The organism is Huintestinicola sp., from assembly GCF_050874005.1.
In the GTDB taxonomy this organism is placed as follows: domain Bacteria; phylum Bacillota; class Clostridia; order Oscillospirales; family Ruminococcaceae; genus Huintestinicola.
The window spans coordinates 20,645-47,628 of the sequence record NZ_JBNMJV010000011.1; the positions used below are offsets into that span (position 1 = coordinate 20,645).

Annotated in this window: 24 protein-coding genes, 2 tRNA genes and 1 other annotated feature; of the genes, 16 read left to right on the forward strand and 10 right to left on the reverse strand. The window is 47.5% G+C overall.

The window, feature by feature from the left end:
* Window positions 1-91 precede the first annotated feature (91 nt).
* Window positions 92-715: a 5'-deoxynucleotidase gene (yfbR, locus tag ACR0QN_RS05515; protein ID WP_432650199.1), complete on the forward strand. Its 624-nt coding sequence runs from the start codon at window positions 92-94 to the stop codon at window positions 713-715.
* Between the two features lie 475 nt (window positions 716-1,190).
* Here the strand turns inward: yfbR and rplL are convergent, their stop codons facing one another.
* Window positions 1,191-1,565, reverse strand: a complete 375-nt coding sequence (gene rplL, locus ACR0QN_RS05520) for a 50S ribosomal protein L7/L12 (RefSeq protein ID WP_432650200.1) — start codon at window positions 1,563-1,565, stop codon at window positions 1,191-1,193.
* A gap of 77 nt (window positions 1,566-1,642) precedes the next feature.
* Window positions 1,643-2,152: a 50S ribosomal protein L10 gene (rplJ, locus tag ACR0QN_RS05525; protein WP_432650201.1), complete on the reverse strand. Its 510-nt coding sequence runs from the start codon at window positions 2,150-2,152 to the stop codon at window positions 1,643-1,645.
* A gap of 42 nt (window positions 2,153-2,194) precedes the next feature.
* Window positions 2,195-2,343 (reverse strand) — a sequence feature (ribosomal protein L10 leader region).
* A 197-nt stretch (window positions 2,344-2,540) separates the two neighbouring features.
* Between rplJ and ACR0QN_RS05530 the strand changes: the two genes are divergently transcribed.
* The 3 genes from ACR0QN_RS05530 (at window position 2,541) to ACR0QN_RS05540 (ending at window position 4,574) form a co-directional block, all read left to right on the forward strand.
* On the forward strand, window positions 2,541-3,170 hold the full coding sequence (locus tag ACR0QN_RS05530) for a TetR/AcrR family transcriptional regulator (RefSeq protein WP_432650202.1): 630 nt from the start codon (window positions 2,541-2,543) through the stop codon (window positions 3,168-3,170).
* A gap of 11 nt (window positions 3,171-3,181) precedes the next feature.
* Complete coding sequence (locus tag ACR0QN_RS05535) at window positions 3,182-4,084, forward strand: class I SAM-dependent methyltransferase (protein WP_432650203.1); 903 nt, start codon at window positions 3,182-3,184, stop codon at window positions 4,082-4,084.
* A gap of 199 nt (window positions 4,085-4,283) precedes the next feature.
* Window positions 4,284-4,574 carry a hypothetical protein gene (locus ACR0QN_RS05540; protein WP_432650204.1) on the forward strand — a complete coding sequence of 97 codons (291 nt, stop codon included), beginning with the start codon at window positions 4,284-4,286 and terminating at the stop codon, window positions 4,572-4,574.
* Window positions 4,575-4,707: 133 nt separating this feature from the next.
* Here ACR0QN_RS05540 and ACR0QN_RS05545 read toward each other — a convergent pair whose 3' ends face one another.
* Window positions 4,708-5,166, reverse strand: coding sequence for a hypothetical protein (locus ACR0QN_RS05545; RefSeq protein WP_432650205.1), 459 nt, complete (start codon window positions 5,164-5,166; stop codon window positions 4,708-4,710).
* A gap of 412 nt (window positions 5,167-5,578) precedes the next feature.
* Between ACR0QN_RS05545 and ACR0QN_RS05550 the strand changes: the two genes are divergently transcribed.
* From ACR0QN_RS05550 to ACR0QN_RS05560, 3 genes are all read left to right on the forward strand, one after another.
* Window positions 5,579-6,298, forward strand: a complete 720-nt coding sequence (locus ACR0QN_RS05550; RefSeq protein ID WP_432650206.1) for a hypothetical protein — start codon at window positions 5,579-5,581, stop codon at window positions 6,296-6,298.
* Window positions 6,299-6,950: 652 nt separating this feature from the next.
* Window positions 6,951-7,961: an McrB family protein gene (locus tag ACR0QN_RS05555; protein WP_432650207.1), complete on the forward strand. Its 1,011-nt coding sequence runs from the start codon at window positions 6,951-6,953 to the stop codon at window positions 7,959-7,961.
* A gap of 73 nt (window positions 7,962-8,034) precedes the next feature.
* Window positions 8,035-9,387, forward strand: a complete 1,353-nt coding sequence (locus ACR0QN_RS05560) for a 5-methylcytosine restriction system specificity protein McrC (protein WP_432650208.1) — start codon at window positions 8,035-8,037, stop codon at window positions 9,385-9,387.
* A gap of 174 nt (window positions 9,388-9,561) precedes the next feature.
* Here the strand turns inward: ACR0QN_RS05560 and ACR0QN_RS05565 are convergent, their stop codons facing one another.
* The 5 genes from ACR0QN_RS05565 to ACR0QN_RS05585 all read right to left on the reverse strand — a co-directional run bounded on the left by ACR0QN_RS05565 (window position 9,562) and on the right by ACR0QN_RS05585 (window position 13,581).
* Window positions 9,562-10,197, reverse strand: coding sequence for a PASTA domain-containing protein (locus ACR0QN_RS05565; RefSeq protein WP_432650209.1), 636 nt, complete (start codon window positions 10,195-10,197; stop codon window positions 9,562-9,564).
* Between the two features lie 109 nt (window positions 10,198-10,306).
* Window positions 10,307-11,074, reverse strand: a complete 768-nt coding sequence (locus ACR0QN_RS05570; RefSeq protein WP_432650243.1) for an ATP-binding protein — start codon at window positions 11,072-11,074, stop codon at window positions 10,307-10,309.
* A gap of 357 nt (window positions 11,075-11,431) precedes the next feature.
* A complete protein-coding gene (gene typA, locus ACR0QN_RS05575) occupies window positions 11,432-13,252 on the reverse strand; it encodes a translational GTPase TypA (RefSeq protein WP_432650210.1) in 1,821 nt (606 codons plus the stop codon).
* Between the two features lie 165 nt (window positions 13,253-13,417).
* Window positions 13,418-13,501: transfer RNA gene (locus tag ACR0QN_RS05580), tRNA-Tyr, on the reverse strand.
* 4 nt (window positions 13,502-13,505) lie between these two features.
* Window positions 13,506-13,581: transfer RNA gene (locus tag ACR0QN_RS05585), tRNA-Thr, on the reverse strand.
* A gap of 206 nt (window positions 13,582-13,787) precedes the next feature.
* Here ACR0QN_RS05585 and spoIIP point away from each other — a divergent pair.
* Both spoIIP and ACR0QN_RS05595 read left to right on the forward strand, forming a co-directional pair.
* Window positions 13,788-15,086, forward strand: coding sequence for a stage II sporulation protein P (spoIIP, locus tag ACR0QN_RS05590; protein WP_432650211.1), 1,299 nt, complete (start codon window positions 13,788-13,790; stop codon window positions 15,084-15,086).
* Window positions 15,087-15,090: 4 nt separating this feature from the next.
* Window positions 15,091-15,303 carry a hypothetical protein gene (locus tag ACR0QN_RS05595; protein WP_432650212.1) on the forward strand — a complete coding sequence of 71 codons (213 nt, stop codon included), beginning with the start codon at window positions 15,091-15,093 and terminating at the stop codon, window positions 15,301-15,303.
* A gap of 265 nt (window positions 15,304-15,568) precedes the next feature.
* Here the strand turns inward: ACR0QN_RS05595 and ACR0QN_RS05600 are convergent, their stop codons facing one another.
* Together ACR0QN_RS05600 and ACR0QN_RS05605 are read right to left on the reverse strand one after the other, a co-directional pair.
* A complete protein-coding gene (locus tag ACR0QN_RS05600; RefSeq protein ID WP_432650213.1) occupies window positions 15,569-16,345 on the reverse strand; it encodes a GNAT family N-acetyltransferase in 777 nt (258 codons plus the stop codon).
* 243 nt (window positions 16,346-16,588) lie between these two features.
* On the reverse strand, window positions 16,589-18,589 hold the full coding sequence (locus ACR0QN_RS05605) for a methyl-accepting chemotaxis protein (protein WP_432650214.1): 2,001 nt from the start codon (window positions 18,587-18,589) through the stop codon (window positions 16,589-16,591).
* Window positions 18,590-18,689: 100 nt separating this feature from the next.
* On the opposite strand from ACR0QN_RS05605, the gene ACR0QN_RS05610 reads away from it, so the two are divergent.
* The 7 genes from ACR0QN_RS05610 to yfmH all read left to right on the forward strand — a co-directional run bounded on the left by ACR0QN_RS05610 (window position 18,690) and on the right by yfmH (window position 26,975).
* Window positions 18,690-18,815, forward strand: a complete 126-nt coding sequence (locus ACR0QN_RS05610; protein WP_432650215.1) for a hypothetical protein — start codon at window positions 18,690-18,692, stop codon at window positions 18,813-18,815.
* 405 nt (window positions 18,816-19,220) lie between these two features.
* Window positions 19,221-21,014: a peptidoglycan DD-metalloendopeptidase family protein gene (locus tag ACR0QN_RS05615; RefSeq protein WP_432650216.1), complete on the forward strand. Its 1,794-nt coding sequence runs from the start codon at window positions 19,221-19,223 to the stop codon at window positions 21,012-21,014.
* Between the two features lie 105 nt (window positions 21,015-21,119).
* Complete coding sequence (locus ACR0QN_RS05620) at window positions 21,120-22,622, forward strand: helix-turn-helix domain-containing protein (protein WP_432650217.1); 1,503 nt, start codon at window positions 21,120-21,122, stop codon at window positions 22,620-22,622.
* A 14-nt stretch (window positions 22,623-22,636) separates the two neighbouring features.
* Complete coding sequence (gene hflX, locus ACR0QN_RS05625; protein ID WP_432650218.1) at window positions 22,637-23,902, forward strand: GTPase HflX; 1,266 nt, start codon at window positions 22,637-22,639, stop codon at window positions 23,900-23,902.
* A gap of 9 nt (window positions 23,903-23,911) precedes the next feature.
* Window positions 23,912-24,334, forward strand: coding sequence for a hypothetical protein (locus ACR0QN_RS05630; protein ID WP_432650219.1), 423 nt, complete (start codon window positions 23,912-23,914; stop codon window positions 24,332-24,334).
* Window positions 24,335-24,413: 79 nt separating this feature from the next.
* Window positions 24,414-25,688, forward strand: a complete 1,275-nt coding sequence (gene yfmF / locus ACR0QN_RS05635; protein WP_432650220.1) for an EF-P 5-aminopentanol modification-associated protein YfmF — start codon at window positions 24,414-24,416, stop codon at window positions 25,686-25,688.
* 3 nt (window positions 25,689-25,691) lie between these two features.
* Window positions 25,692-26,975 carry an EF-P 5-aminopentanol modification-associated protein YfmH gene (gene yfmH / locus ACR0QN_RS05640; protein WP_432650221.1) on the forward strand — a complete coding sequence of 428 codons (1,284 nt, stop codon included), beginning with the start codon at window positions 25,692-25,694 and terminating at the stop codon, window positions 26,973-26,975.
* Window positions 26,976-26,984 lie beyond the last annotated feature (9 nt).

Consider the following 26,984-nt stretch of genomic DNA (forward strand, 5'->3'; position numbering starts at 1 on the left):
AGATTTTCACACCGAGTTTTGTTTCATTGTCTGCCGACAAAGATTTCCTGGCGGAAAATACAAAGCTCTCAAGAAAGGAAAAATGAACAAAATGAACGAAGAAAAATTTTTCGCCATAATCTCCCGAATGAAATATATAAACCGCTGGGGACTTATGCGAAACACCATAACCGAAAACATCAGCGAGCACAGCCTTGAAACGGCATTCATCGCCCACGTACTTGCCCTTTACAGAAATGTCCGCTTCAAAGGGAATGTTGACCCCCAGCGCTGTGCACTTCTTGCAATGTACCACGATGTCACCGAGATAATCACAGGCGACCTGCCCACCCCCGTAAAATATTACAATGCGGAGATACGTGCGGAGTATGACAAGGTGGAGAAAATGGCTGAGGAGAAAATGCTTTCCTATCTTCCCGAAGATCTGCGGGAGTATTACCGCCCATTGCTGGGACATACCGAGGAGGAAAAGGAGCTTTGGAAGCTTGTAAAGGCGGCGGATAAGCTTTCCGCCCTGATAAAATGTGTGGAGGAGCGGCAGATGGGCAACTCCGACTTTACCGATGCGGAAAAATCCACCCTTGAAGCCATTCACGAGATGAATCTCCCCGAAGCGGAGGAATTTTTAAAAGAATTTATGCCTGCATATAATGGAACGCTGGATAAGCAGGCAGCGGGTGACGACCCGCAGCGACCTCGTTGGGATATTTCGTAAAAGTCCTCTCATTTGTGGCACGGTCACTTTCAAAGGCACAAGTTCAAACCGCAGACCTAAACCGAATAGGCGTATGCCCCACCCCGAGAAATGGAAAATCGCAAAAAAGAGATGTCGTGGTAAACAAATCCGAACAAAACCAAGCAAAGGACTTTAGTTAACAAGTCAAAGTACAACTGTAAAAATGCAGAAAGGGGGAGAGGGTAGGGAAAGAGGTCGCAAGGGGAAAACCGTAGGAGAGGGGGAAGTCCGCATTTTTGTTGGGTTTATTTCTTCTCCCTCTCCTTAGGTTGTCCCTTTGCCTACTCGCTAACAGGTTTAAGCAAAACCAAATTTCGTTAATCAAAATAATCAGACCGACATATTCCAATTTGACTCTCACTTTAAAATTATCATAATCAAAAGGAAAATATATAAAAAGGCGGTGCCGATAAAATCGGCACCGCCCAAAAGCGTTATATGTTCAAAACTCAGATTACTTGAGCTCAACAGTAGCGCCTGCAGCTTCGAGCTTAGCCTTGAGCTCTTCAGCCTCAGCCTTGGGAGCAGCTTCCTTGAGGGTCTTGGGAGCAGCCTCAACAGCCTCCTTAGCCTCCTTGAGGGAGAGACCGCAAGCGTCCTTAACAGCCTTGATAACGTCCATCTTCTTGTCGCCGAAGGAAGCGAGAACAACGTCGAACTCAGTCTTCTCAACAGCTCCATTATCGCCACCGTTATTAGCGGGACCTGCAGCAGCAACAACAGCGGTTACACCGTACTTTTCCTGGATAGCTTCAACGAGCTCAGCGAGCTCAAGAACAGAAAGAACATCGATCTGGTCTAAAATTGCAGTGATCTTTTCAGATGCCATGATAATAATCTCCTTTAAATTTTATTTTGTTTTAAGAAACATTTTTGTTTCACGCCACAAAGCAATATAAATTATGCTTATGCAGCTTCCTCTGCCTTCTTGTCGGCGAGAGACTTGAGTGTAGCTGCGAGCTTCTGCATAGGACCCTGGAGAGAGCCAACGAGCTGAGCAAGCAGAACATCCTTGGAAGGGATCTTGGAAAGAGCCTCAACGCCCTTAGCGTCATAAACAGTACCCTCAACAAATCCGCCCTTGAGGTTGAACTTGTCGTCGTGAGCCTCAGCAAACTTGCCGAGAATTCTTGCGGGAGCAGTCTGATCGTTCTCGCATACAGCGATAGCGGTAGTACCCTCGAGTACGCCGCAGAGATCTTCGAGACCGTTCTCCTTGAGAGCGATGCGGAGCATAGTGTTCTTCTCAACGAAGTACTTAACGCCTGCCTCTCTCAGCTCTTTTCTGAGCTTGGTATCCTCCTCAACGGTGATACCCTTGTAGTCAACGAGAACGCCCGAGCAGGAGTTCTTTACAAGCTCTGTAAGCTCGGCAGCTCTTGCCTTCTTGGATTCAAGAATCTTTGCGCTTGGCATAAAATTTCACCTCCGAAAAAGTTGAAAATTATGCTACCCATTCATAAAAAAGAAAAATCCTTTCCCTGCAGTACAGGAAAGGAGCGTACAAACATAATAGTACAGCGATCTCTTTCCTCGGCAGGATTTACGGAAGTCATAGTTGCAGCCTGACTGCCACCTGCTGTCTTTAGAATATGATAGCTTTGTTATTTATTCAAACAACATCTAATACTATATCACATTATTTTCCCTTTGTCAAGGGGTTTTTGAAAATTTCTCAAATTTTTTCGGATAATATAAATGTGTATGCCCTGTCCTGCAGAATGTAAACATTTCGTTAACCCTATTGCATTTCCAATATCTATATGGTATACTCTAAGTATACTAAATATAACAGGAGTATACTATGAGCAGAGAAAATAAAAATGAAGCAGTTGCGGCAGTTCACAGGAAAAAAATTCTCGAAAGTGCAGGCAGGCTGTTTTCGGAAAAAGGCTTTGAAGCGGCGACTATCGAGGATATCTCCATAGCTTCGGGATACAGCAGACGGACTGTCTATGCCTATTTCCGAAGCAAGGAGGACATTCTCCACAGCTTTATTTGCGAGGGGCTTTCGGAGCTGAGCGGAGCGGTGAGGGATATCGTTTCCCGTGAAACGGACTTTGAAAAGCGGTGCAGGGAAATCTTTGATGCAATGGGTGAGTTTTATAGGAATTATCCTTTGGCGGCTGAGATAATAAACGGCTTCAAGCCGTCGGAAATGTCCGAGCCGTCCGAAGCGGCAAAGAGGATATTTGCTCTGGGCGAAGAGATAAACGACACTCTCGTCGGATTTGTAAGCGGCGGAATAGCGTCGGGAAACGTCCGCAAGGGCATCGTTCCCGAGCTGACGGTCTATATCCTCTGGTCGGAAATTTCTGCCTTTTACGGTCTTGTGCAGAGCAAAGGCGAATTTATCCGCAAGCGGTTTTCTTTTTCGGAAACAGAGCTTTGCGAATATGGATTTAAGCAGATATTCGGTTCAATTTTTAAGTGAGGAGAAACTTAATGGATAACAGATCAAGTATGACAGCGCTTATGTCGGCATTTGCAAGGGCATATCATTTCAAAACGGAAAAGCAGCCTGTTTTTGCAGACAGCGCCGCAGAAAAGCTTATGACAATGGAGGAATATGAGGGCATAGGGAAATATATCCTTAGCGGAATTGACTTTTTCGCTCCCGAGCAGAAAGGAAAGCTGCCCGACAGCGAGGCTCTCGGATATATCGTTAACACACAGCTTGCGCCCACGCCTCTTGCGAGAGCGGCATTCTGCGAGGAAAGCCTTAAAACTGCAGCAATGACGGGAACGGAGCAGTATGTGATCATCGGCGCAGGGTATGATACCTTTGCTCTCAGGGAAAAAGCCTTTGTTTCCAAGCACCCCGTTTTTGAGGCAGACCACCCTCTGACGCAGGCTGACAAGCTTGAAAGAATAAAACGTTTCGGACTTGCTTATAATGATAACGTAAAATCCGTTCCCGTTGACCTTGCCACGGAGGATATGTCCGAAAAAATTTTGGCGGCAGGCTTTGACAGGACGAAAAAAGCATTCTTCTCCTGGCTCGGCGTAAGCTATTATCTGTCCGAAGAGGAGATAAGCAGGACACTCGGTGACATTGCAGGGCTTTGCTCCGAGGGCAGCTCACTTGTGTTTGACTTCGGAGACGAAGGGCTTTTTGACAGCACCGACAGGCGTGTAAAAAATATGCTGGCTATGGCAATGGCGGCAGGAGAGCCGATGAAAAGCTCGTTTGATAAGACTTCTCTTGCACGGCTGCTTGAAAAGCACGGATTTCTTATATATGAGCTGCTCGGTCCGAAGGACATAGAAGAGCGGTATTTCGGCGGTCAGAGAGAAGCGAAGCCCTTCCCGGATATAAATATGGTACTTGCGGTGTATAAGGGATAACGCTGAAAGTCAAAATGTTACAGCTGTAACCGAATTGTGATTATTTTCCTGCCTTTTTTTCGGATTTTGTGAAAATCGTGCAAGATGTCGAGTAAATAACGAAAAAAATTTGTTATAATAATGGTTGTAGTGCATTTTGAATTGTGCTATAATAAAACTATGCTAAAAGCACCAATACTAATGTTTGGAGGAAAAAATTATGAAGAAGTTTCTTGCTGCTCTTGCAGCTTCTGCAATGGCACTTTCTATGATGGGCGTTTCCGCTATGGCTACCGGCCTTGACGGCGAAGGCGACGTTATCGACGACGAGACTGTAGAGGACGTTGTTGAGGAAACAGAAGTTGAGGAGACTGAGCCTGAGGTTGTTGAGACTGAGGCTGCTCCCGTTGAGACTGCTCCCTCTCCTGCAACAGGCAACTCTCCTGTAGCTATGGCTGTAATTCCCGTAGCTCTCGCTGCAGCTGCGATCGTTGCTAAGAAGGCTAAGTAATCTGCCTTAAAAATGCAGTAACCAAGATCCGCTTTCACTTTACGGAAGGCGGATCTTTCTTTTATCTAATAACCATTTAAAAGCACCATAGACCCACTCTCTGCCGATAATGCTCTTATTCTGATCTTTAGTATTAGTCCCTCCGATTCTTTTTAAAACAGCTTTTTTGAAGATACCATTCCGTAAAGCCGGAACCTCCCGTATCAATATCCTTTAATGCTTCCTTTTCCAAAGCACGCCGCTGCGAAAAGCTGTCATGATAATACTCTATCATTTCCGCTATTTTTTTGCCCGAAATAAATAAAGGCAGCGGACTGAAAATGTCCGAATATTTCCCTGCAGCTTCCGTACAGCTTACCGAAAAGCAGCCCAGAGGCGTAAGCAGTGCAAAGGAATATTCATCGCAGTGGCTGCCCATTCTTGTTATTGCAGACGACATATAACGAGTTACTGTAAGACAGACATTTTTTTCTTCATCATATACCGCCGTAAGCAGATTTAAATTCTGATAGGAGTAATAATCGCCCGCCGAAGGTCTTGCCATATTGATTATCGCTTTACGCTGTTTGTCGTTTAGCAGAATTACTTTCATATTGCTCTCCCTTTATCGGTTGATAATATCAATTATTTTATCTGTTATGTGAGTTCTTATCCTTAATGCAGATCTCACGCCAAAGCTAACGAGTGTTTCCCAATATTATACCACAGCCGTTCCCGATTGTCAAGCATATAATACTAAACATTTATTACTCACGAGGGACTCCCGGCATAAAAATCCATATATGCAAGATTTTCACGCCGATTTTTCTCCGCAAGTTAAATGGTGTTTAGTATAAAATTATCACATCTATAAAAATTGCACAATGAAAACGATTAAAGTTTAGCACTTTGAATATAGATTTTTTGGGGAAAATATTGTATAATATGGTCATAAGTATATTTGCGGCTATACCGCAGTTTACTGTCAAAAAACACATTTCAAGAATAATTTGGAGGAGATCAAAATGAAACTCAGAAGAATCGCAGCCGTTGCTGCAGCTTCGGCAATGGCACTCTCCGCAGTGGCAGCTTCCGCTTCCGCTTACGAGTATACCGCATTCCTTATGTTCACCGATATGGACTGGCTCTGGGGTAACTGGGACGCAGGCAAGGCAACCGATGCAACTATCACAGGACCCGGTACATATACCGTTTCCCTTGACAACACTCAGGCTGAGAACGCAATGTCCGCTACTAACGGCGCAAACGTATTCTGCGTTGATATCGTAGGCGGCTATGCAGACCTTGCTGACTATGAGGTGACTCTTGACAGCGTTAAGGCTGACGGCGTTGAAGTTCCTTTCGATCCCGAGAAGATCTGCTACGGCGATATCGAGGAGAAGGGCAACTACAGAATTGAGATCCAGAACGCATATGGTCTCACAGGCGATATGAACGATCCTCACTACGGTGCGATCGATGCTGCTTCCTTCTCTGCTGCTGAGAAGATCGAGGTAACATTTACAATTTCCGATCCCAACGGCGCTGCTGAAGAGGCTGCTCCCGAGGAGGCTGCTGAGGAGACCGAGGCTGCTGCTGAGGAAACTGTTGAGACAACAGAGGCTCCCGCTGCAGATACCACAACAACATCTACAGCTACAGGCAACACTTCCGCTGCTGCTCTTGCAGGCGTAATGGTTACCGCTGCAGCTGCTGCTCTTATCGCTAAGAAGCGTTCTAAGTAAGAGCTTTTTAAAGACTGTATTATCCCCTGCCCGAAAAGCTTCCGGGCAGGGGATTTTCTGCCAAACCATCGTGGTAATTATATACAAAATTGCCGCCCGATATTTTAATTTTTCAAACGTTTACACGACTTGACATTATTCGCAAGCTGTGTTATAATCATAATTGCAACAAACTAATTGATGCGGCCTTGAACTGCGTCATATATGTAATAGATCTATGTAATGTTACGATCTGTATAATAACTTGTTTGCAGTACATTTTGTATAAGGAAAATGCCAATAAATTGTGCAGTTCTCCAAAAATGTAAAAGTTGTTCTATAGATATTGACTAAATCGGATTTATGCGCTATAATATATATGATGTTAAGTTCTTATATTTCTATGTTAACATCCGTTTTGTTGTCTCCTTTCTTTTGTTCTACACATATTATTTTATGTGATCTCATCTGGCACAGCAGGGCTTAGTCCCTGCTATTTTTTTGCTAAATTTTTCTTATATTTTTGCCTAAATGCTTTAAGATTAACAAAAAATTGTTAACTATTTTATTCAATGTGCAGAATATACAAGCGGGCTTTTTTTGATATTGATTTTTTAATGCAATTGTGATATAATTATACTTAGTTATAAATCTCTGAAAGGTAAGGATGAAAATGGGAAAAAACATAATCCTCTACGGACCTCCCGGCACAGGTAAAACCTACAATTCCGTCAATTATGCGTTGGCGATAATCTACAATATCCCTGTGGAATCGGTTATGAAGAAGGACTACAATTCAATGCTTGACCGCTACAATGAGCTGAAAAACAGCTTCGGTCAGATCGAATTTACTACATTCCACCAGTCGATGGGATACGAGGAATTTATTGAAGGTATCAAGCCCGTCTTCCTCGAGACGATGAACGAGCGAGGCGAGCGTACACGTAAAAAAGAAATGGTTTACGTTGTCGACAAGGGTATTTTCCGTGAGTTCTGCCAGAAGGCTGCGGAGCACCCCGACGAGCGCTTTGTTTTCATCATAGATGAGATCAACCGAGGCAATATCTCCAAGATCTTCGGTGAGCTTATCACCGTTATCGAGCCGTCCAAGCGCCTTGGCGAGCCTGAGGAGGTAAAGGTAAGACTGGCATATTCCCAGGAGCCTTTCGGTGTTCCCGGTAACGTTTATATCGTCGGCACAATGAACACCGCCGACCGTTCCATCGCCCTTCTCGATACGGCTATCAGACGTCGTTTCGACTTCGTTGAAATGCTCCCTCAGCCCGAGCTTTTCCACGATACATATGTTGAGGACGTAAGCATTGAAACCCTCCTTGCCACTATCAACAAGAGAATTGAAATTCTCTGCGACAGAGAGCATACCATCGGACACGCTTACTTTATGTCTCTGAAAACGGATCCCACCATCCAGCGTCTCGGCTCTATTTTCAAGAATGCGATAGTTCCCCTTCTCCAGGAGTATTTCTACGGCGATTATCAGAAGATACGCTGGGTACTGGGCGATTACAACAAGGAGCCTGAGGAGCAGTTCGTCAAGGCTCTGGCAATCGATTACAAGAAGACCTTCGGCGAAAACGTGGAGCTTTTCCTTGATGTGGACGATACCTACGAAATAAACGAGGCCGCTTTCTGGAACATCAATTCCTACAGAAAGCTGCTGTAATTTACTTTATAAATTCGGATAAGGGGCATATTATCGCCCCTTATTTTACAGACTGCACACAGGAGGGCGGCGTATGGGCAAAAGAGACCGATATAAGCTGCAGGAAAACGACTTCTTTAAAATTGACGGGCTGTCCGAGGCAGAGGGCGGCGTTGCCATTCCCCTCGATATATTTGAAATGCTGGAATCCTTCGTGTATGACAAGAAGATGCCCGATCCCCGAGGCATCAATAGTTATATGCTGTCTGCCGAGGGTGAGGGAAATAACCGTATCCTCCGTGCAGGCGGATACGTAGGCGCACTGGTTTTCAAGGACGGCACGCAGATAGAGATACTGCCTATGCTGTCCGCAAAAAACAACAAAGGCGAGGAGCTTTCGAGCAAAAGAGTTTTTCTGAATATGCTCAAATCAATGAAAAATCTTCCTCTCACAAATTATAACCTGAACACACGAGCTTCCGAAAACCTTAATGTTTTCGAGTCGTTTATCCTTGCGTTCATCAACGAGGTCTCGGGCATCGTCAGAAATGGTCTGAAGCAGAGCTATCAGCCGATAATCGAAAACGAGCACTTTCTGAAAGGCAAGGTAGTTTACGCAAAGCACGCTACGAAGAATTTTGCCCACAAGGACAAATTCTTCGTTCAGTACGACGTTTTCTCCATTGACCGACCCGAGAACAGGCTTATCAAATCCTCACTCAAATATCTGAGAAACATCACCTCCTCCGCCCGAAGCAGAAACAAGCTTGATGCTCTTATCGCTAATTTTGACGGAGTAGAGTATTCGATGAACTACCAGCAGGATTTTGCATCTTCCGTTCTTGACAGAAGTATGGCAGGCTATGGAAACGCCCTCAGATGGGCGGAAATATTCCTCCTCAGCCGCTATGTAACGGTTACAAGCGGAAGGAATGTGGCATATGCCGTAATATTCCCCTCGGGAGAGCTTTTCGACAGCTATACTGCATACAGCCTCGGACGTATGCTTGACAATCAGCGATTTAAGATAGAGCTGCAGAAGAAGCGTTATCCGAGACTTAACCGTCCAATGCCCCGTGACAGCGCACAGGCTCTTGCAGTTATGACCAGCCGTGCAGACGGTATGAGAGTAGTTTTCGACTCGAAGTGGCAGGAGCTTTCCTCCGACGATGAAAATATGGGCATTTTGCAGACGGATATATACGATCTGTATAATCTTCTTGAAATATACAAAGCGCAATCAGTCTGCTACATATATCCCCTTACCCGTGAAATGAAAGAGGATCGCCGTGAGATATGCTTCAAAAACGAGGACGGTATTCTCGGACGTGTATATTTCGTGGATATCGGAGATATGGAAAACAGCCTGTCTGTCGTGCTTGAGCATATTTTCGGTCAGAAGATTGAAGACTCCGAACACAGGCGTGCGGCAGGAGCGACAATGTAATGCGGGTGACGAGCGGGGGGCGCCCCGCAGCGAAGTTGCACTGTGCGTTTGTGCGGACTGTCAGCTTTGTCTCTGCGCCGATATATTTTGTATCAGCCTGATAATTTATAAAGCTTGAATACACAAAACCTCCCCCGGGAAATCCCGAGGGAGGTTTTCATATGCCTATACGCATTATTCTTTTCCCGAGCTTACATAAAGGGTGACTGTTGAGCCTATGGGCACTTCCGTATTCCGTTCGGGTTCGGAAGCTATTACAATCCCTTCTTCGTATTCCTCCGAAGGCTCGTATACAATAATGCACTCAAAGCCGTTTGCCGTTAACATTTTCTCCGCCGTTTCGGCACTAAGGGCTATCACATTGCAAACGATGGTCTGTTGCACACCCTTGCTCACAACGCACCTTACCTCGGTACTTCCCCTTATTATGGGTGCTTCCGCACGAGGTTCGTGCCTGATTATCGTTCCCTTTGGATATTCGTTGGAATACTCTTCCCCCGAGACCGAAAGGTCAAAATATTCGGCATAGTATGTTTTGCAATAATTATAATCGTATCCTGTAAGATCGACCATCGGCTCAGGGCGCTGTACAACGGGAGGGTAAATGAGCAGTATGACAAATGCCGTTACCGGATATACCGCAAGGAGTGCCGATACGGAAGCGGATATTACAGCCGGGGCTATCTTCTTTTTGTTCTTTTTATTGTGCTTTATCCATAATAAGCTTACGGCAAACATCGCCAAAGGAATAAGCGCCGCCAGGAACCAGAACATCATCTCGTTATAATACTGAGTGCCGCAAAAGCCCATTTGCTCATCTCCGTTTCACTCTTGGAATGTCTGATAGAATTATATCATTGTAGTCGCAATAAGTCAAGTTACGATTTGGATATGAGCAATTATTGGAAGTAAGACACATTCAGCTCCTCACCGAAGTCTTGCTCACATAATCCGCAAACTCCTTGCCTGCCCAGCCATCGACCTTTGCTCTCCGCATTGCGCCGAAAATTCGTGCAGTAACACCTCTGTTGGTCTTTTCAAGCTCCTTGAGAAGCTCCTTGGTGGTCTGGCGGTAGGTGTGACCCGCCGCAGGACACTTGCTCTTTACAATGGGCAGCTCTGCACCCTCGGCACAGCGTATAACATCTCTCTCGGGAGCCAGCACCATAGGTCTTATCACCGTCAGATCACGCCTTGACATATAGCTTACGGGGGCAAAGCAGCCTATCCTGCCCTCATTAAAAAGGTTCATCATAAAGGTCTCCACAGCGTCATCATAGTTGTGACCCAAAGCAAGCTTGTTGCAGCCTGCCGCCTTTGTGGCTTCGTGAAGCGCACCACGCCTCATTTTTGCACACAGACTGCAGGGATTAGGCTCTTTCAGCACATCAAAAACCACCTGCCCGATATCGGTGGGGATAAGCTTGTACTCCACGCCGCCCTTCTCGCAAAGCTCCGCAACGGGGCTGTAATCGGTGCTTTCCCCGTGAAACATAGGGTCAAGGGTAATGGCGGTGAGCTTGTAGTCAATGCCGATAAAACGTCTCAGCTCCATAAGCCCCATAAGGAGCACCATACTATCCTTGCCTCCCGACACTCCCACAGCGATATGGTCTCCGTTTTCAATCATATCAAATTCCTGAATAGCCTTTCTCATATATCCCAGCATTCTCTGAACGCTCTGCATATTTTCCACTCCATTGATAGATATTATTCGAACAATGTTTCGTAAAGCATTATTTGTCCGCATATATTATAATACACTAATCTGCTATGAATTGCAATAGAAACGGGAAATTTCCCTAAAAAAATTCGGCTGACGAATTAACATCAGCCGAATTAGTATCATATTTTACAGCAACGCATTTACACCGTTACCGAGCCGCCCGTCTGCCGCCCAAATAAACTATAGAACGAGCGGCTGCAGGCTCAGCCTGCTCGTCACCTGCTTATTTTTAAAGGTAACGCATTTGTATAGTTACCGAGCCGTCAGCCTGCCGCCCGAATAAACTATAGAACGTCTCGCCGCGGGTCGTCACCCGCCTTACTTCTCTTTAGCCTTTGTCTTGGCTCTCAGCGCATTGTCAAGGATACGCTTTCTTATTCTGATAGACTTGGGAGTTACCTCAAGAAGCTCGTCATCGGCAATGAACTCAAGGCTGTCCTCAAGGGAAAGCTTTCTGGGAGGAACAAGTCTCAGCGCATCGTCCGAACCGCTTGCACGTGTGTTTGTCAGGTGCTTCTTCTTGCAGACATTTACCACAAGATCCTCCACCTTGGGAGATGCGCCAACAACCATTCCCTCGTAAACGGGAGTGCCTGCGCCGATAAAGAGCGAACCACGCTCCTGAGCGTTATACAGACCATAGGTAACAGCCTCGCCCGTCTCAAAGGAAATAAGGGAGCCTGTGTTTCTTCTTGGGATATCTCCCTTGTAAGGCTGGTAGGAATCGAAAATGCTGCTCATAACGCCCTCGCCCTTGGTGTCGGTGAGGAATTCGCTCTTGTATCCGAAAAGGCCTCTTGCGGGAATGATAAATTCAAGTCTCATACGGCTGCCCTGGGGGTGCATAGACTGAAGCTCGCCCTTTCGTGTGCCCATTTTCTCCATAACGGAGCCTGTGCAGTCCTCGGGGACGTCGATAACAAGCCTTTCCATAGGCTCGCACATCACGCCGTCAATTTCCTTCATAAGAACTCTCGGTGTGGAAACGCCAAGCTCATAACCCTCTCTTCTCATATTCTCAATGAGAATGGAAAGGTGCATCTCACCACGTCCGCATACTCTGAATGCGTCGGTGTTCTCGGTTTCGGAAACTCTCAGGGAAACGTCTCTCAGCACTTCCTTGAAAAGTCTTTCACGAAGCTGACGGGAGGTAACGAACTTGCCCTCTCTGCCTGCAAAGGGGCTGTCGTTAACGGAGAAGGTCATTTCAACGGTAGGCTCGGAGATCTTCACAAATGGCAGCGGCTCATAATTATCCGCAGCGCAGAGGGTGTCGCCGATGGTGATGTTCTCAATACCCGATATCCATACAATATCGCCAACCTTTGCCTCGTCAACGTTCTGCTTGCCGAGACCTTCTATCTGGCTTATGGTAACGATCTTGCTGTTATAGGGCTTCTTGGTCTCGTGGTAATCGCCTACGATAACAGGCTGATTAACCTTGATAACGCCTCTTTCCACACGTCCGATACCCGTTCTGCCCACATAATCGTTGTAGTCGATAGAGGAGATGAGCATCTGCATAGGACCTTCCTCATCGCCCTCGGGAGCGGGGATATAGTCGAGAATGGTGTCAAAAAGGGGCTTGAGGTCTGTTCCTGTCTCGTACTGGCTGATAGAGCAGGTGCCTGCACGGCCGGAGCAGAAAAGGATAGGGCTTTCAAGCTGTTCGTCATTAGCGTCAAGGTCGAGAAGAAGCTCAAGCACTTCGTCGCCTATCTCGTCAAGACGAGCGTCGGGACGGTCGATCTTGTTAACAACGATGATTATCTTGTGACCCAGCTCAAGAGCCTTAGAAAGCACGAAGCGTGTCTGGGGCATAGGTCCCTCTGCTGCGTCAACCAGCAGAAGAACGCCGTCAACCATTTTGAGGACACGCTCCACCTCGCCGCCGAAATCGGCGTGGCCCGGGGTGTCGATGATGTTTATCTTAACGCCGTTGTACTTAACGGAGGTATTCTTTGCGAGAATGGTAATGCCTCTTTCACGCTCGATGTCGTTGGAGTCCATTACTCTGTCCTCCACCTCCTGATTTTCTCTGAAAGCGCCGCCCTGCTTGAGCATTTCGTCAACAAGGGTGGTCTTTCCGTGGTCAACGTGGGCGATGATTGCAATATTTCGCAGATCGTTTCTTACCATAAGGATTTTCCTTTCATTTTTAGAAAATTTTTATTAAAAATTCGTCTAAACCGTATGGATATTATGCCCGATAATATTAAACTCTTACAAAAATTTCTATAAAACCCATACAAATACGTCTTTGCATAAAAAAGCCTTGCAGGAAAAACCTGCAAGGCAATTTACTGGTGGAAGAGGGTGGATTCGAACCACCGAAGCCGAAGCAACAGATTTACAGTCTGCCCCCTTTGGCCACTCGGGAACTCTTCCATAATGGAGCTGGTGGACGGACTTGAACCCCCGACCTGCTGATTACAAATCAGCTGCTCTACCAACTGAGCTACACCAGCTTGAGTTTCCTGTGTGCTCTCTCAAGCGACTATTAAAGTATATCATAACCTGCGAAAAATGTCAAGGGAATTTGCGAGGTTTTACAATTTGTTAAAAAATATCTTTGATTTCGGCTTGCCTGCGTATCCGGAATAGTGTCCGAGGAATACCGGGGGCTTTTTTTTCATACTATATTATAATAATATTTCTGCGGAGGACTGATAATATGAACGACAATGAAAAAGACTTTTCCGAGCTTCGCTTCTATCACGCCGAAACGCCACCGAAGCCGCCGAAGCGCAATAAAGCTTCCCGTTCGGGACTTTTCTGTGCAGGAGGGCTTATCTTCCTTGCCCTTTGGAGCTTTCCCGAGACAACAGCCATTCCTGCTGCGGGTATCATTTCCAAAGGTGCATATGCCGTCTCAAAGCTTTCCGCAAAGGCAGAACAGCTTAGCGGAGATGCTATCATAAAGTATTTTACCCGCAAAACCCCCGAAAATTCTGTTGCAAAGGTGAATGATACGCCGCCTTCGGGCAATACTATTCTTATAGATACGGAAAAAATGAGCGAGGAAGATGTGCTTATGCTCTCCCGTGGCAGCCGCCGAATGCCATCCTCTGCCAATGAAGAGAAGATAGTGGAGGATTTTCTTCCGCCACCCGAAAGCACAGATGACCCATTGCCCTTTCCCGACAGCTTTTCTCAGAGCGGCGTTGTCACACCACTTTGCTATGAGTCGGGAACGGGAGATAACTACATAGACCTGCCCCTGGGCGGACAGATACGCAATGTGACGAGCCTGTCTACAGATGAGATATACGCCGAAGCCCTCCTTGCCCCCGATTTCGGGATAGTGCTTGATGCCCCCGAGGACGAGCCACAGATACTCATTATGCACACCCACACCACCGAAAGCTATCAGCCCGATGAAAGCGGCTGCTATGACCCCGAATACATCTGCCGCACCACCGACAGCAGCAAAAATATGGTTGCCGTAGGTGACGCAATGGCAAGGGTTTTCGAGGAGCGGGGCATACGCACATATCACGACACCACCGTCCACGATTATCCCTCCTACAACGGCTCCTATGACCGAAGCAGGGAGACGGTAACAGCTATTCTCGAAAAATACCCCTCAATAAAGGTAGTCCTTGACGTTCACCGTGACGCAATAGAGAGGGAAAACGGGGAGATAATCGCCCCCACCGTAAATATAGGCGGAAAAAGCTGCGCCCAGGTAATGATAATATGCGGCTGCGACGACGGAACGATGGGAATGCCCGACTGTATGAAAAATCTCCGCACCGCCTCTCTTTTCGAGCAGCATATGGAAAGCAGGTACAAGGGGCTTACCCGTCCCGTACTTTACGATTACCGAAAATATAATCAGGACCTTACCACAGGCTCTCTGCTTATCGAGGTAGGCGGACACGGAAACAGCTTAGAGCAGGCGGTATATGCAGGCGAGCTGTCCGCCGAAGGGATCGCAGACGCACTTATATCAATAGGAAAGGAAAAATAAAAAGATGTCCGAAAGAAAAAGGAAAGCCGAATATTATCTCAGCATCATAAGCATTTTCATCATCTCCGCCGCCGCACTTGCGGTGGGCAGCGCCATTGTGACCGTCAACTGCCACAACGCAATGAGCAGCGACAAAATGACCCTTTTTGACATCAGCTCCGAGGGCGGCAACGTTATTATCACAGTTATGGACAAGGACTACAGGCTGGCAGGCTGAGCCTGCAGCCAATCGTTCTATAGTTTGTTTGGGGCGATAAACATACGGCTCGGTAACGGAAGAAATATGTGTAATTTTTTGCAACAGCCTCAAAGGGGATGGGTCTCTGTTAAGAGACCACGTTTTCCGTCCCGCTGCCTTTCTGATTTATTATTTCTAATAAAAATAAAAAGAGACGTTTAAAGAATAAAGAAAAAAGAATAAATAATAAATTATAATGTATATTTGCCAAAACAGCCCGTCTGTATCATACGCAGACAGGCTGTTACTGTTTTCTTATATCCGGCAGCTTTACCGAAGACATTTCGCACCAGGCAGGGAAAAAGCCGCATTTAGCTGCCAGCCGCTGGGAGATGATATTTCCGCTCCAGGTGCCGTAATAGGGGATATACCCTGCCGCAAGGAGCTCTGCGGCGCAGGCGGAAACAAGCGCCGCACCCACGCCCATTCCCCGGAATTCGGGCAGCACGTCTATGCCTATCTGAGCCATAACGGGGCTGTCGTTTGAAGCTCCCGCAATGCCCATTATCCGCCTGCCGTTAACGGCGCAAACGGCTAAAATATCTCTCCTTGCACCCTCGTTCCGATACAAAAGAGCGTTTGAAAATCCCCGGCAGGAGTAAAGCTCGCACAGCTCCGCCCCCTCGAATACTCTGAGAGAATAGCCCTCGTGCCTTGCGCCGCTTCTGAAGGGCGTTTTCGGAAGATAATACTGACTTAAATGACCCACGCAGCAGCCGTGAGTGAAAAGCTCCCTGTTAAGAGCAGATACCGCAGAGGCTTCAAATATCTCAGCACCGCACCTCTGCTCCGCAAGCAGCTTTGCGTAAGGGGTCACAGCGCCTGCAGCGGCTATGACCGTTCCCATTCCCATTGAAGCCGCACGAAATAAGGGCGGCTCATCGGTGAAAAGCCGCCTGCCTTCGTTGTTTTTTGGTATTGTGACGGTGTTTTCGGGTCTGAAAAAGCTATCGGGAGAGCAGTTTAGGTCCGTAGACAGCTGCTTTGCCGCCGCAAGCTCCATATCGCTTCGGATTATCATCTGCTCTCCTCCTCTCTAAAACAAAGGGCAGGAAACGGCTTCCTGCCCCATAAAGATCATAATTTATTATTTATTCGTTATTATAAAGCCTGCGGACGGGAGACCTGTTACCTGCATTTATAGGATAAAGGCTGATTTTCAGGCAACATATTTGTATTGTTACCGAGCCGCCACTTTGCCGCCCGAATAAACTACAGAACGAGCGGGTATAAGCTGAGCTTGGCTCAGCCTTACTCAGTCTGCTTATAGCTTGAATTCGGAAATAAGACCGCTGAGCATTGAAGCCTGACCGCTCAGCTCCTCGCTGGAAGCGGCACCCGACTGAGCGGTGTCTGCGGTGGTGCTTACCACCTCGGAAATAGCGTTTATTCCTTGGAAAACGCTGCCCATAAACTCGCTCTGCTCTCTTGCGGTATCGGATATCCGTCCGATGTTCTCGTCAACACGGGCGGTGTCGGCAACAGCCTCTGCAAGCGCCTTGGCGGTTGAGTCAGCCAGAGCAGCACCTGCCGCAACGGCTTCGGTGGTCTGATTTATGAGCTTGGAAGTGCGGTTTGCGGCTTCTGCAGATTTGCCTGCAAGGTTTCTTACCTCGTCGGCAACAACGGTAAAGCCCTTTCCTGCCGCACCTGCTCTTGCCGCCTCAACGGAAGCGTTAAGAGCAAGGATATTTGTCTGGAATGCGATATCGTCAATGGTCTTGACTATCTTTGCTGTCTCGGCGCTCATTTCGGATATCTCGTTCATAGCATCGAGCAGCTTGTTCATTTCACGGTTGCTTTCCTCCAGCTTGACCCTTGCGCCCTCGGCAAGTTCACGAGCCTCGCAGGCGTTCTTGTCGCTGTCCTTCACCTTTTCAATGATAACGGACATATCGGAGTTGAGCTTTTTGAGATTTTCCGTTTGACTGTAAACGCCCTCGGCAAGACGTGTAGAGGACTGAGCCACATTTGCGGCGCCCAGATTTACCTGACCCGAAGCGACCTCGATGTTATTAAGAGTATTTCGCATAGATGTGATAATATTCGTGAGTGACTCCTTTATGGGAGCGAAATCGCCGATATAATCCTCCGTGACATTTACCGTAAAATCGCCCTTTGCAAGACGGTCGAGCTTTTCGGAGATATCGGAGATATATCGTCTTGTGGTATCGGTGCAGCGTGCGAAATTCGAGCAGAGGATACCGATATCATCGGTTGAATTGTAATCGAAGCCTGCAGAAAGATCACCTGCGGCAATTTTCTCGGCAACAGCGCTTATCTTCTTGAGGGGCTTTACGCTTACCTTGATAACTCCCACAACAACTGCTGTGCCTACTGCAAGGAACACGAGAGTGAGGATGATGTAGATGACCGCAAGACCGTTAAGAGAGCCGTCAATGTCGTTTTTGGGGCATACATAGCCCAAAGTCCAGTCGGCGGAGGAAAGCCTGCTGAAAACGAAATATTTCTGCGAACCGTCAAAATCCTTGTTCAGATCCATATAAATGCCGTCGGAAAGCTGCGAGAGGACTTCGGCATAATCTCCCCCTGCGTCAGCGGCAGCGGTGATGACCGCATTTCCGTCCTCGATCTTAGGGCTCAGCGCCTCATTTCCGTGAAGCATAATGTTTCCGTCGCCGTCGATGAGAACGGGAAAACCGTTCTCGGTAAGCTGCATCTGACTTGCCAGCTCCATTATGTAATCAAGGGTGATGTCGCAGCCGAAAACGCCCACAAGGTTGCCGTTTTCGTAAATAGGCGACGCAACGGTTATGACCATTGCACCCGTAGCGGTGTCGATATAGGGAGCGGTGATGATGGTGGATCCGGAGTCGTAAGCGCTCCGGTACCAGCCTCTTGTGGTGGCGTCAAAGCCCTCGGGAAGGGTCGAGGTGTCGGTGACAGCCATATAAAGGGCGGTGTCATTGTATGCTGTGTAGCAGTCAAGGAGAGCGTCGTTCAGGGTCATTGCAGAGTCAAGGAATTTGTCGTTAAATCTGCGGTTGCCTGCGCCCGGGACAAGATTTCCCGCCGCATTTGCCTGAGCTTCGCAGAATGTTGCCTGCTCGGAAAGCCAGGCGTCTATCTTTTCCCTGTAAACGGTGATGGACTGCTTTACCGATGACTGAATGCCGCTTTTTGTCCTTGAATAGGAGAAAGTGAAGCCTATCACGGATATAAGCGTCAGAGCCACAGCAATGGTAATAACTACAGAAATAATGATGGATCTGATAAGACCCGCAGATTTTTTTGAGCCGTTCATATTCCACATTCCTTTTGATCTCCAGAATTAAGATACCTCGAGTAATAATTATATATAGTATATCATATTTTACCGCAAATTTCAACATATTTTTTATAAAATGGGGATAATATTTTTCTGTATCCGTCATATCCCGGAAAAGGCTTCGGAAAAAACGGGCTGCCATATCTGCGAAAACGTTGTAAACAGCCATACTGCGATATTTTGCCGCAAAAAGCCCGTGTAAAATTACACAAAGCAAATGTTAAGATTAAATGAAATCCGACTGCCGCCGACAAAATATTTGCCAAAAAATTATTATTTTCGACAGCAGCTATTGTTAAATGTGCCGAAACCTCTGTAAAAAACGACGGAAATAACAAAATCGGGTTGATTTTTCCGTCAGTTGAGTTATAATTATTACAAAGTGTAACCGCTTTGTAACCATTTTGTCCCCGTTTTGATATTCTCCAAAAGAATGTCATTTATAAAGAAAGAAATTACGGGCAAAATCACAAGCATTTTTCCTCTGCTGTCTGCATTTTTTGTCGGTATAGCCTAAAGATAGAAAAGGGCTATTGATTTTAAAGGGAAAATGTGCTATAATTGTAAAGTTAGCTGTTTGAAAGGAAATCGGAAAGGAGATGCTGTTATGACAGAAAAGCGGACCCATAAAGCTTCGCTTGTAGAATGCGTGGGCGAGCAGGTATGCCGCACCGCAGGACTTACTGCAGAGTATGCTGTCCGTATCCTTAACAATGCTGTCTCCGCAGTAAAACATTCCTCCGCCCCCTTCGGACGTGACGTATCGGCATTTCTCAGGGAAACCGCAAAGATCCCCGTTACATTTATAAAGGCAAAGAAGGAAAACGTTTCCGAGGTCTGCTCAAGATTTAAGAGAAGATCAAAGATATTCGGCATCCGCAAAGCGGCGGCAATGCAGTGGAAGGAACACCGCCTTGCAGTCCGCAGAAAGGGCAGCGCATTTGCTCCCCTGACGGAACTTATCTTCCCCGCAGCTTCCGTATGTTTCCTTGCATTCTGCGTCAACAGCGTAATGTCGAGAGACTATGGCGTTGCCGTTGAATACGACGGCGCTCAGGTGGGCGTTGTAAGCGGAGAGGAAGTTCTGGGCGAGGCTCAGTGCGTGGTAGCCGACAGAGTCAAGTATTACGATACCGACGGCGATTATTATGTTACCGCCGCTCTTGCCATAACACCTCTCACATCAAACGACAGCGTTATCGACGAAGCAGCCCTTGCGGAAAATATGGAAGGCAGAATGTCGGAGAAATACGAAGAAAAGCCCGTTGTTTCCGAGGAAGATATACCGGAAGAGGAAGCTCCGGAGTTTGATAACGGCAAGAAGAAAGCGTATGCGGTCAGAGTAGACGGAGAGCTTATCGGAGCCGTTGAAAGCTACGAGCAGATCGAAAACGTGCTTGAAAACATAAAAGAGCCTTACGATTCGGGCGAATATCAGGAAATATGCTTTGACAAGGACGTTGAATACGACCTTGAGGAATATGTGGACGAAGATCAGATAGTATCCGAGGGCAGCATACTCAAAACTCTTACGGGAGTTGAGTCCGCTCCCGAGTATTACGAGGTACAGCCCGGAGACAATCTCTGGAACATCGCAGAGAGCAAGGGTATGACTTTAGACGAGCTGAGCAGCTGCTATGCCACCTACAACGGACAGGTGGTAGAGGATCTGGAAAATCAGGTGCTCAGAGTGGGAACTCTTATTCAGATAGAGTCCGAGGTCCCTTATTTACAGGTCGAGTGCAAAAAGGAAGTTACATTCCGCAAGGATATCCCTTATGAGTCTATCACCATCGAGGACGCTTCTCTTCCCTCAGGACAGGTGGTAATAGACACCGAGGGTCAGAACGGCGAACAGCGTTCAAGAGCGCTGGTTACATACAGAGAGGGCACAGCGGTAAGAAAGCGCACTCTCGAGACCATTACAGTCACCGAGCCTGTCTCCGAGATAATCAGGATAGGCACAGGCACGGCAGGCGAAGGCGTTATAGACTACAGCGCACCCGAATTCATTACCGAGGGCGGCACAGGCGATTACTTCTGGCCCGTAGACGGCGGCTACATCTCCGCTCATCAGGGCGACGGAAGAGGTCATAAGGGCATAGATATCGCCGCTCCTTACGGAACACCCATTTATGCGGCTGCAAGCGGAACGGTAATAGACGCAGGCACAGGTTGGAACGGCGGTTACGGAAACTGCGTCATCGTTGAGAATGACGACGGCAATGTAACAGTCTACGCACATCAGGCAGAGCTTGCAGTAGAGTACGGTGATGTGATCGAAAAGGGTCAGCTTATCGGATATGTGGGAAGTACGGGAGATTCTACCGGAAATCATCTCCATTTCGAGGTACGCAAGGACGGAAAGTATTACGATCCCGAGCTTTATGTATCTCAGTAAAATCGGATTACAGCTTATAATTTGCGGCAGACGATAGATAATTTCCATCGTCTGCCCTTTTGCTGTATAATGCTGTATAAAAAATAAGACAGAGGGGTTTTTCATTTGGCAGGCAAACGCATTTCGGAAAAAACATCAAAGCACATCGCCGCACCTCGGGACACATTCGCCGAGGAACTGAGCAGATACATTGAAAAAAGCGGAATGACCATACAGAAGCTGTCCGCTGTAACAGGCCTGGGCAGGACAGCCATTCAGCATACCATCGCAGGCAAGCTTGTGCCTGCCAAAAACTTTATCGACAGGCTCTGCGCCGCACTTCCTATGACCCCCGAGCAGCGTGACGAGCTTACCCGCCGATATGCAAGGGAAAAAGCCGGAGAAGCGGCATACTACAACCGCAGCCGCATAAAGCAGATCATCGAGACCCTGCCTCAGTACCGCATATCCGACAGGATAACGGACATATCGGTGGGAGTAGACAGCCTCAAAAACTGCACGATCAAAAGTGTTTCGGGGCTGGTAAATGTCAATAGCCTGCTTAGAACGGTGCTGCTGGCGGAGTCCTCGCTGCCGTCTCCGAAGCTTATTACCGCCATACCCTTTGACTACACGGTGTTTTTTGAAATGCTGCTGCAAATATTTTCCGCCTCCCGTTCGGGACTGTGCCTTGAGCATTATTTCAGAATGTACACCTGCGCCGAGGGGGAGAAGAACATCAATCTGGATATTCTTCAGGGAGCGCTTAAAATAGCAATGTGCGCCGCTATAGACTATTCCCCCTATTATCATTATGCAAACCGTGAAGCGGTGGACTGCCTGCTTACGGCATATCCCTATTTTATGATATCAAGCGACTTTTCGGTTCTCGTGTCCTCAGACTTTTCCGCCGCCGTGCTTATCGGGGATAAGGAGCTTAGAGAAGAGCTTATCAGGCATTCCGAAAGGATAAGAAGCCGTTCCTCCCTTATGATAACAAGAGTGGGACAGGCGGAAATGTTCGGAGTTTTTGCAAACTGCTCCCCCTATTTTTACAGCAGCATAGAATATCAGCCCTGCCTTACCGCATACGTAAACGAGGATATCCTGCAAAGGCGGCTGGGTGATGTTCCTCACAGAGAGGATATACTGCGGACTGTGAGGGAAAAGTTTTTCGACACCCCAAATATGGACACAAGCCGATATAAAAATTATTTTACCAAAGAGGGACTTATTTCCTTCGCCAAAACGGGTAAAATGACTAATATGCCGGGGTTCCTGCTGGAACCTATGAGCCGTGAGGAAAGGATATATTTCCTCGAGTCGATGAAAGCAGACTCGGGAAGCTATATAATGCTGTCCGAGGACTTTGCGGTACCCTCCTTTATGCAGGTCATATGCCTTACAAACCGAACGGTCATTATTTCCTGCCTTACCGAGGAGATTAAATTCTGCTGCCTGCTCACCGAGCCGGGGCTCTGCGGAGCTTTCGAGGACCTTATAGACAGTCTGGGCGACTCGGGACTTACCGAAAACGTGGGCATATTTACAGCGGTGATAGACAGCTGCATTGAAATGATAAAAAAATCAGATGAAGAAGACTATGTGAAAACAGAACTTGAAGCATAAAAAGGAGGTAGCATATGCCCGAGCTTTATGAAACAGAGGCGGAGGAAATGCCCGTAAAAGCCGTTATAATAACCGTTGATACGGGAGAGTTCGACGCCGAGCTATCCTTAAAGGAGCTTGAGGAGCTTGCCCATACCGCAGGAGCGGAGGTTGTGGGTCAGGTCATACAGAAGCGCCCCACACCCGATACAGCCACATATATCGGTTCGGGACGTCTTGCAGAGCTTACCGGGGAGATCGAAGCCTTAGGTGCGGAGCTTCTTATCTTTGACTGCGAGCTTACCGCCAATCAGACAAGGAATATCGAAAATATAACCGATATCCGCACCATAGACCGCACCACTCTTATCCTTGATATATTCGCACAAAGAGCACTTTCTGCCGAGGGACGCATACAGGTGGAGCTTGCTCAGCAGAAATACCGCCTTGCTCACCTTGCAGGAAAGGGCATATCAATGTCGAGGCTTGGCGGCGGAATAGGCACAAGAGGCCCCGGAGAGTCAAAGCTTGAGACCGACAGGCGGCATATAAGGCGGAGGATAGAGCTTCTGGAGGATGATTTAGAGGAAATTCGCCGCCGCCGTGACCTTATCAGAAAGCGCCGCAAAAAGGACAGCGTTCTCACCGCCGCTGTGGTGGGGTATACCAATGTGGGCAAATCCACCCTCTTAAATGCCCTCACCGATGCGGGAGTGCTTGCGGAAAACAAGCTTTTTGCCACCCTTGACATAACCTCACGCTCGATTGAGCTGCCCGACGGACGGAGCGTTCTCCTCACCGATACGGTGGGACTGATAAGACGTCTGCCACATCACCTTGTGGAGGCATTCAAAAGCACTCTCGAGGAAGCGGCAAACGCAGATATTATCCTTAACGTCATAGACATAAGCTCCGACGACGCCTACGGACAGGCAAAGGTCACAAACGAGCTGCTTTCCGAGCTGGGCTGTGACGGCATACCCAAGATAGATGTTCTGAATAAATGCGACAAGCTGCCCGGATATGAAAATATCCCCGAGGACAGCACTACCGTTAAAATATCCGCAAAGCAGGGCTTCGGCTTTGACAGGCTTCTTGAGTGCATAGCCGCAAATCTCCCCGAGCAGGCGGTAAGGGGCAGCTTTGTCATTCCCTATGACAAGGGCAGTCTGCTTAACACTATCAGGGCGGACGGAAAGATATTTTCCGAGGAATACACCGAAAGCGGCACGCTTATTGATGCGCTTGTGGACAAAAAAGTGCTGTATATGGTGGAAGAATACCGCTATGAACAGGAATGATGAAAAATTATGCCCTATTTTCTCATAATTTTCGGTGCCGCTCTGGTAATAATATCTGTACTGGCGCATAAAAAAGCCATTGTGAAAGAAAATGAGCTTCAACGCTTCATATCTCTTGCAAAGGAATATGAAGCGGTGGTGCTTGATACCCCGAAGGAAAAAAAGAAAAGGTCGGCGGTGATACAGATACGTATCGAGGAGCAGAAGCGCACCCTTGTTCATCGCTGTACAGAGCCGTTTGTGGGCAATTACAAGCGTGGAGACAGGATAAGCGTGTACCTTATCGAGCAGATGCCTGCCGACCGCTCCCTGATAAAAGGGGACAACCGCTTTGAAAAATTCATAAGCACCGAAAAAAAGCTGAGGCTCCCCGTAATGATATCCGGGGCGGCTGCGGCTGTTGTCGGGATAATACTTCTTTTTCTAAGATGAAAAACTTGTGAAATAAGTAGAATTTTCCCGAAAGATGTGTTATACTTAAATAAATGATTTTTATATCGGAGATGATAAAGTGACCCATCGCAAAAGAACGGAAATAGGCAAAGGGATAGGTCTGACCGTCCTTACAGACCCCAAATTCAAGACCAACGGCATTGTCATAAATCTTGTGTGCAGACATACAAAGGAGACTGCCGCCGCAAATGCCGCAGTTGCCTTTATGATTGAGGACACCTGCAAAAAGTACCCCACCGTCACCGAATTTAACAGGCGGCTGGGAATGTTATACGGAGCAAGCGTGAATACGGGTATCAGCCGCCGCTCGGACAGCGTGCAGATAACCGCCGCCGCTTCCTGCATTGCGGATAAATATGCCCTGAACGGCGAGGATATCACCCGTCAGACTGCAGAGCTTCTTACAGAGTGCCTTTTTGAACCCGTTACCGAGCTTGTAAACGGTGAGGAATGTTTCCCCGAAAAGCAGTTTCAGCTTAAAAAGCAGGAGCTTATTGACGATATAGACGCAGATATCAATGATAAAAGAGGCTATGCATTAAAAAATGCAGGCAGGATAATCTATGAAGGCGAGCCTGCGGGAATACCCCTCAAGGGTGAGCGCTCCGAGGCAATGGCTCTTACAGCTTCGGAGGTATATAAGGCATATAAGAATATTCTCAGAACTGCAAGGATAGAGATCGTCTGCGTGGGCTGCGAGATATCCCCCGAATGTGAAAAGCTTATAACCGACCGCTTTTCCGCTATGGACAGGGGAGAGATATACGAGCCTGTAAACAGCACCTCACCTGCAAAGTCCTCTCCCGTAAGCAAGACCGACAGACTTGAAGTGGCACAGAGCAAAATGGTTATGGCGTATAAGACTCCCGAGACAGATTACGCCGTATCAAAGCTCTTTAATGCGCTGCTTGGCGGCACACCTTTTTCAATGCTTTTTAAGAGCGTAAGAGAAAAGCTGAGCCTCTGCTATTACTGCTCCGCAAGCGTGAGCCGCAGAAAGGGCGTAATATATATCGACAGCGGCATTGAAAAGGAAAATATCGAGCCTGCCAAAAACGAGATAATGAAGCAGGTGGAAATGGCGGCAAAGGGTGAATTTACCGATGAACTGCTCCAAAAGACCAAGCTTCTCCTTACCTGCGCCCTGAAATCTGTTTTCGACTCACCGAAAGCCGCCGCAGACTGGGTATCCGACGGATATCTTGACGGAGATATCTTCTCTCCCGAGGAAGCGGCTGAACGGATAAACGCCGTTACAAGAGAGCAGATATGCGAATACGGCAGATCTCTCAAGCTTGATACGGTCTATGTTTTAACGGGAAAGGAGGACTGAGTGATGAAAAAGGAAATAATTTCCAATGCCCGCACAGGTGAAAAATACACAAGAGTGCTTCACGACAGCGGACTTGAGATACTTATCTGGAAAACCGAAGGACACAGCGTAAAGCACGCTCTTTTCGGCACCCGCTACGGCTCGGTGAACACCACCTTCAAGACCTCCGACGACCCGGATTTCGTTACCGTACCAAACGGCATTGCCCATTATCTTGAGCATAAGCTTTTCGAGAACGAGGACTGCGATGTTTTCGACCTCTACGCACAGACAGGAGCTTCGGGAAACGCTTACACCTCATTTGACAGGACCTGCTATCTGTTTTCCTGCACCGATAATTTCATTCCGTCTCTGAGAATACTTCTGGATTTCGTACAGAAGCCCTATTTCACCGAGGAAACTGTCCGCAAGGAACAGGGAATAATCGGGCAGGAGATAAGAATGTACGACGACAGCCCCGACTGGAAGGTGTTTTTCAATCTACTTGAGGGCATATACCACAAAAACCCCGTAAGGATAGATATTGCAGGCACACAGGAGTCTATCGCAATGATAAACGCCGACCTGCTTTACCGCTGCTATAATACGTTCTACAATCTCCACAATATGGTGCTTGCCATTGCGGGAGACGTAGACGAGGACGAGATACTTTCCGTCTGCGACGAGCTTTTAAAGCCCTGCGAGAATAAGGATCTTGTTTCCATCGTTCCCGATGAGCCCGATACCGTTAAGGACAGCTACAGGGAGCAGAGCTTCGAGGTAGCCGTTCCTATGTTCAATCTTGGCTTCAAATCAAAGCCCGTGAGCAATGATGATATCGTCAGGGAAACAGTTCTCTGCAATATGGCGGAGGAGCTTCTTATGGGCGAAACATCGGAGCTTTACAAGACCCTCTATGACGGCGGACTTATAAATTCCGCATTTTATTTTGAGACCTTCTCGGGAGACGGCTTCTTCGTTCCCATTTTCGGCGGCGAGTCACGTGACCCCGAAAAGGTTCGGGAAATGCTTAATGCCGAGATAAAGAGGCGTTTGACCGAGGGCTTTGACCCCGAAAGCTTTGAGATAGCAAGAAAGCATTATTACGGCTCTCTCATAAAGGGTCTCGGCAGTCCCGAGTCCATAGCCACGGGGCTTATAAACGCAGGACTCCGAGGCACAGGAGACGCATTCTCGGTCATCGAAGCGGTGGCAAATGCCTCTCTCGAGGACGTAAACGCCTGCCTTAAAACACGTTTTGATACGGATAATAGCACTCTTTCCGTTATCCGTCCCATAGAAAAATAAAAATTCCCG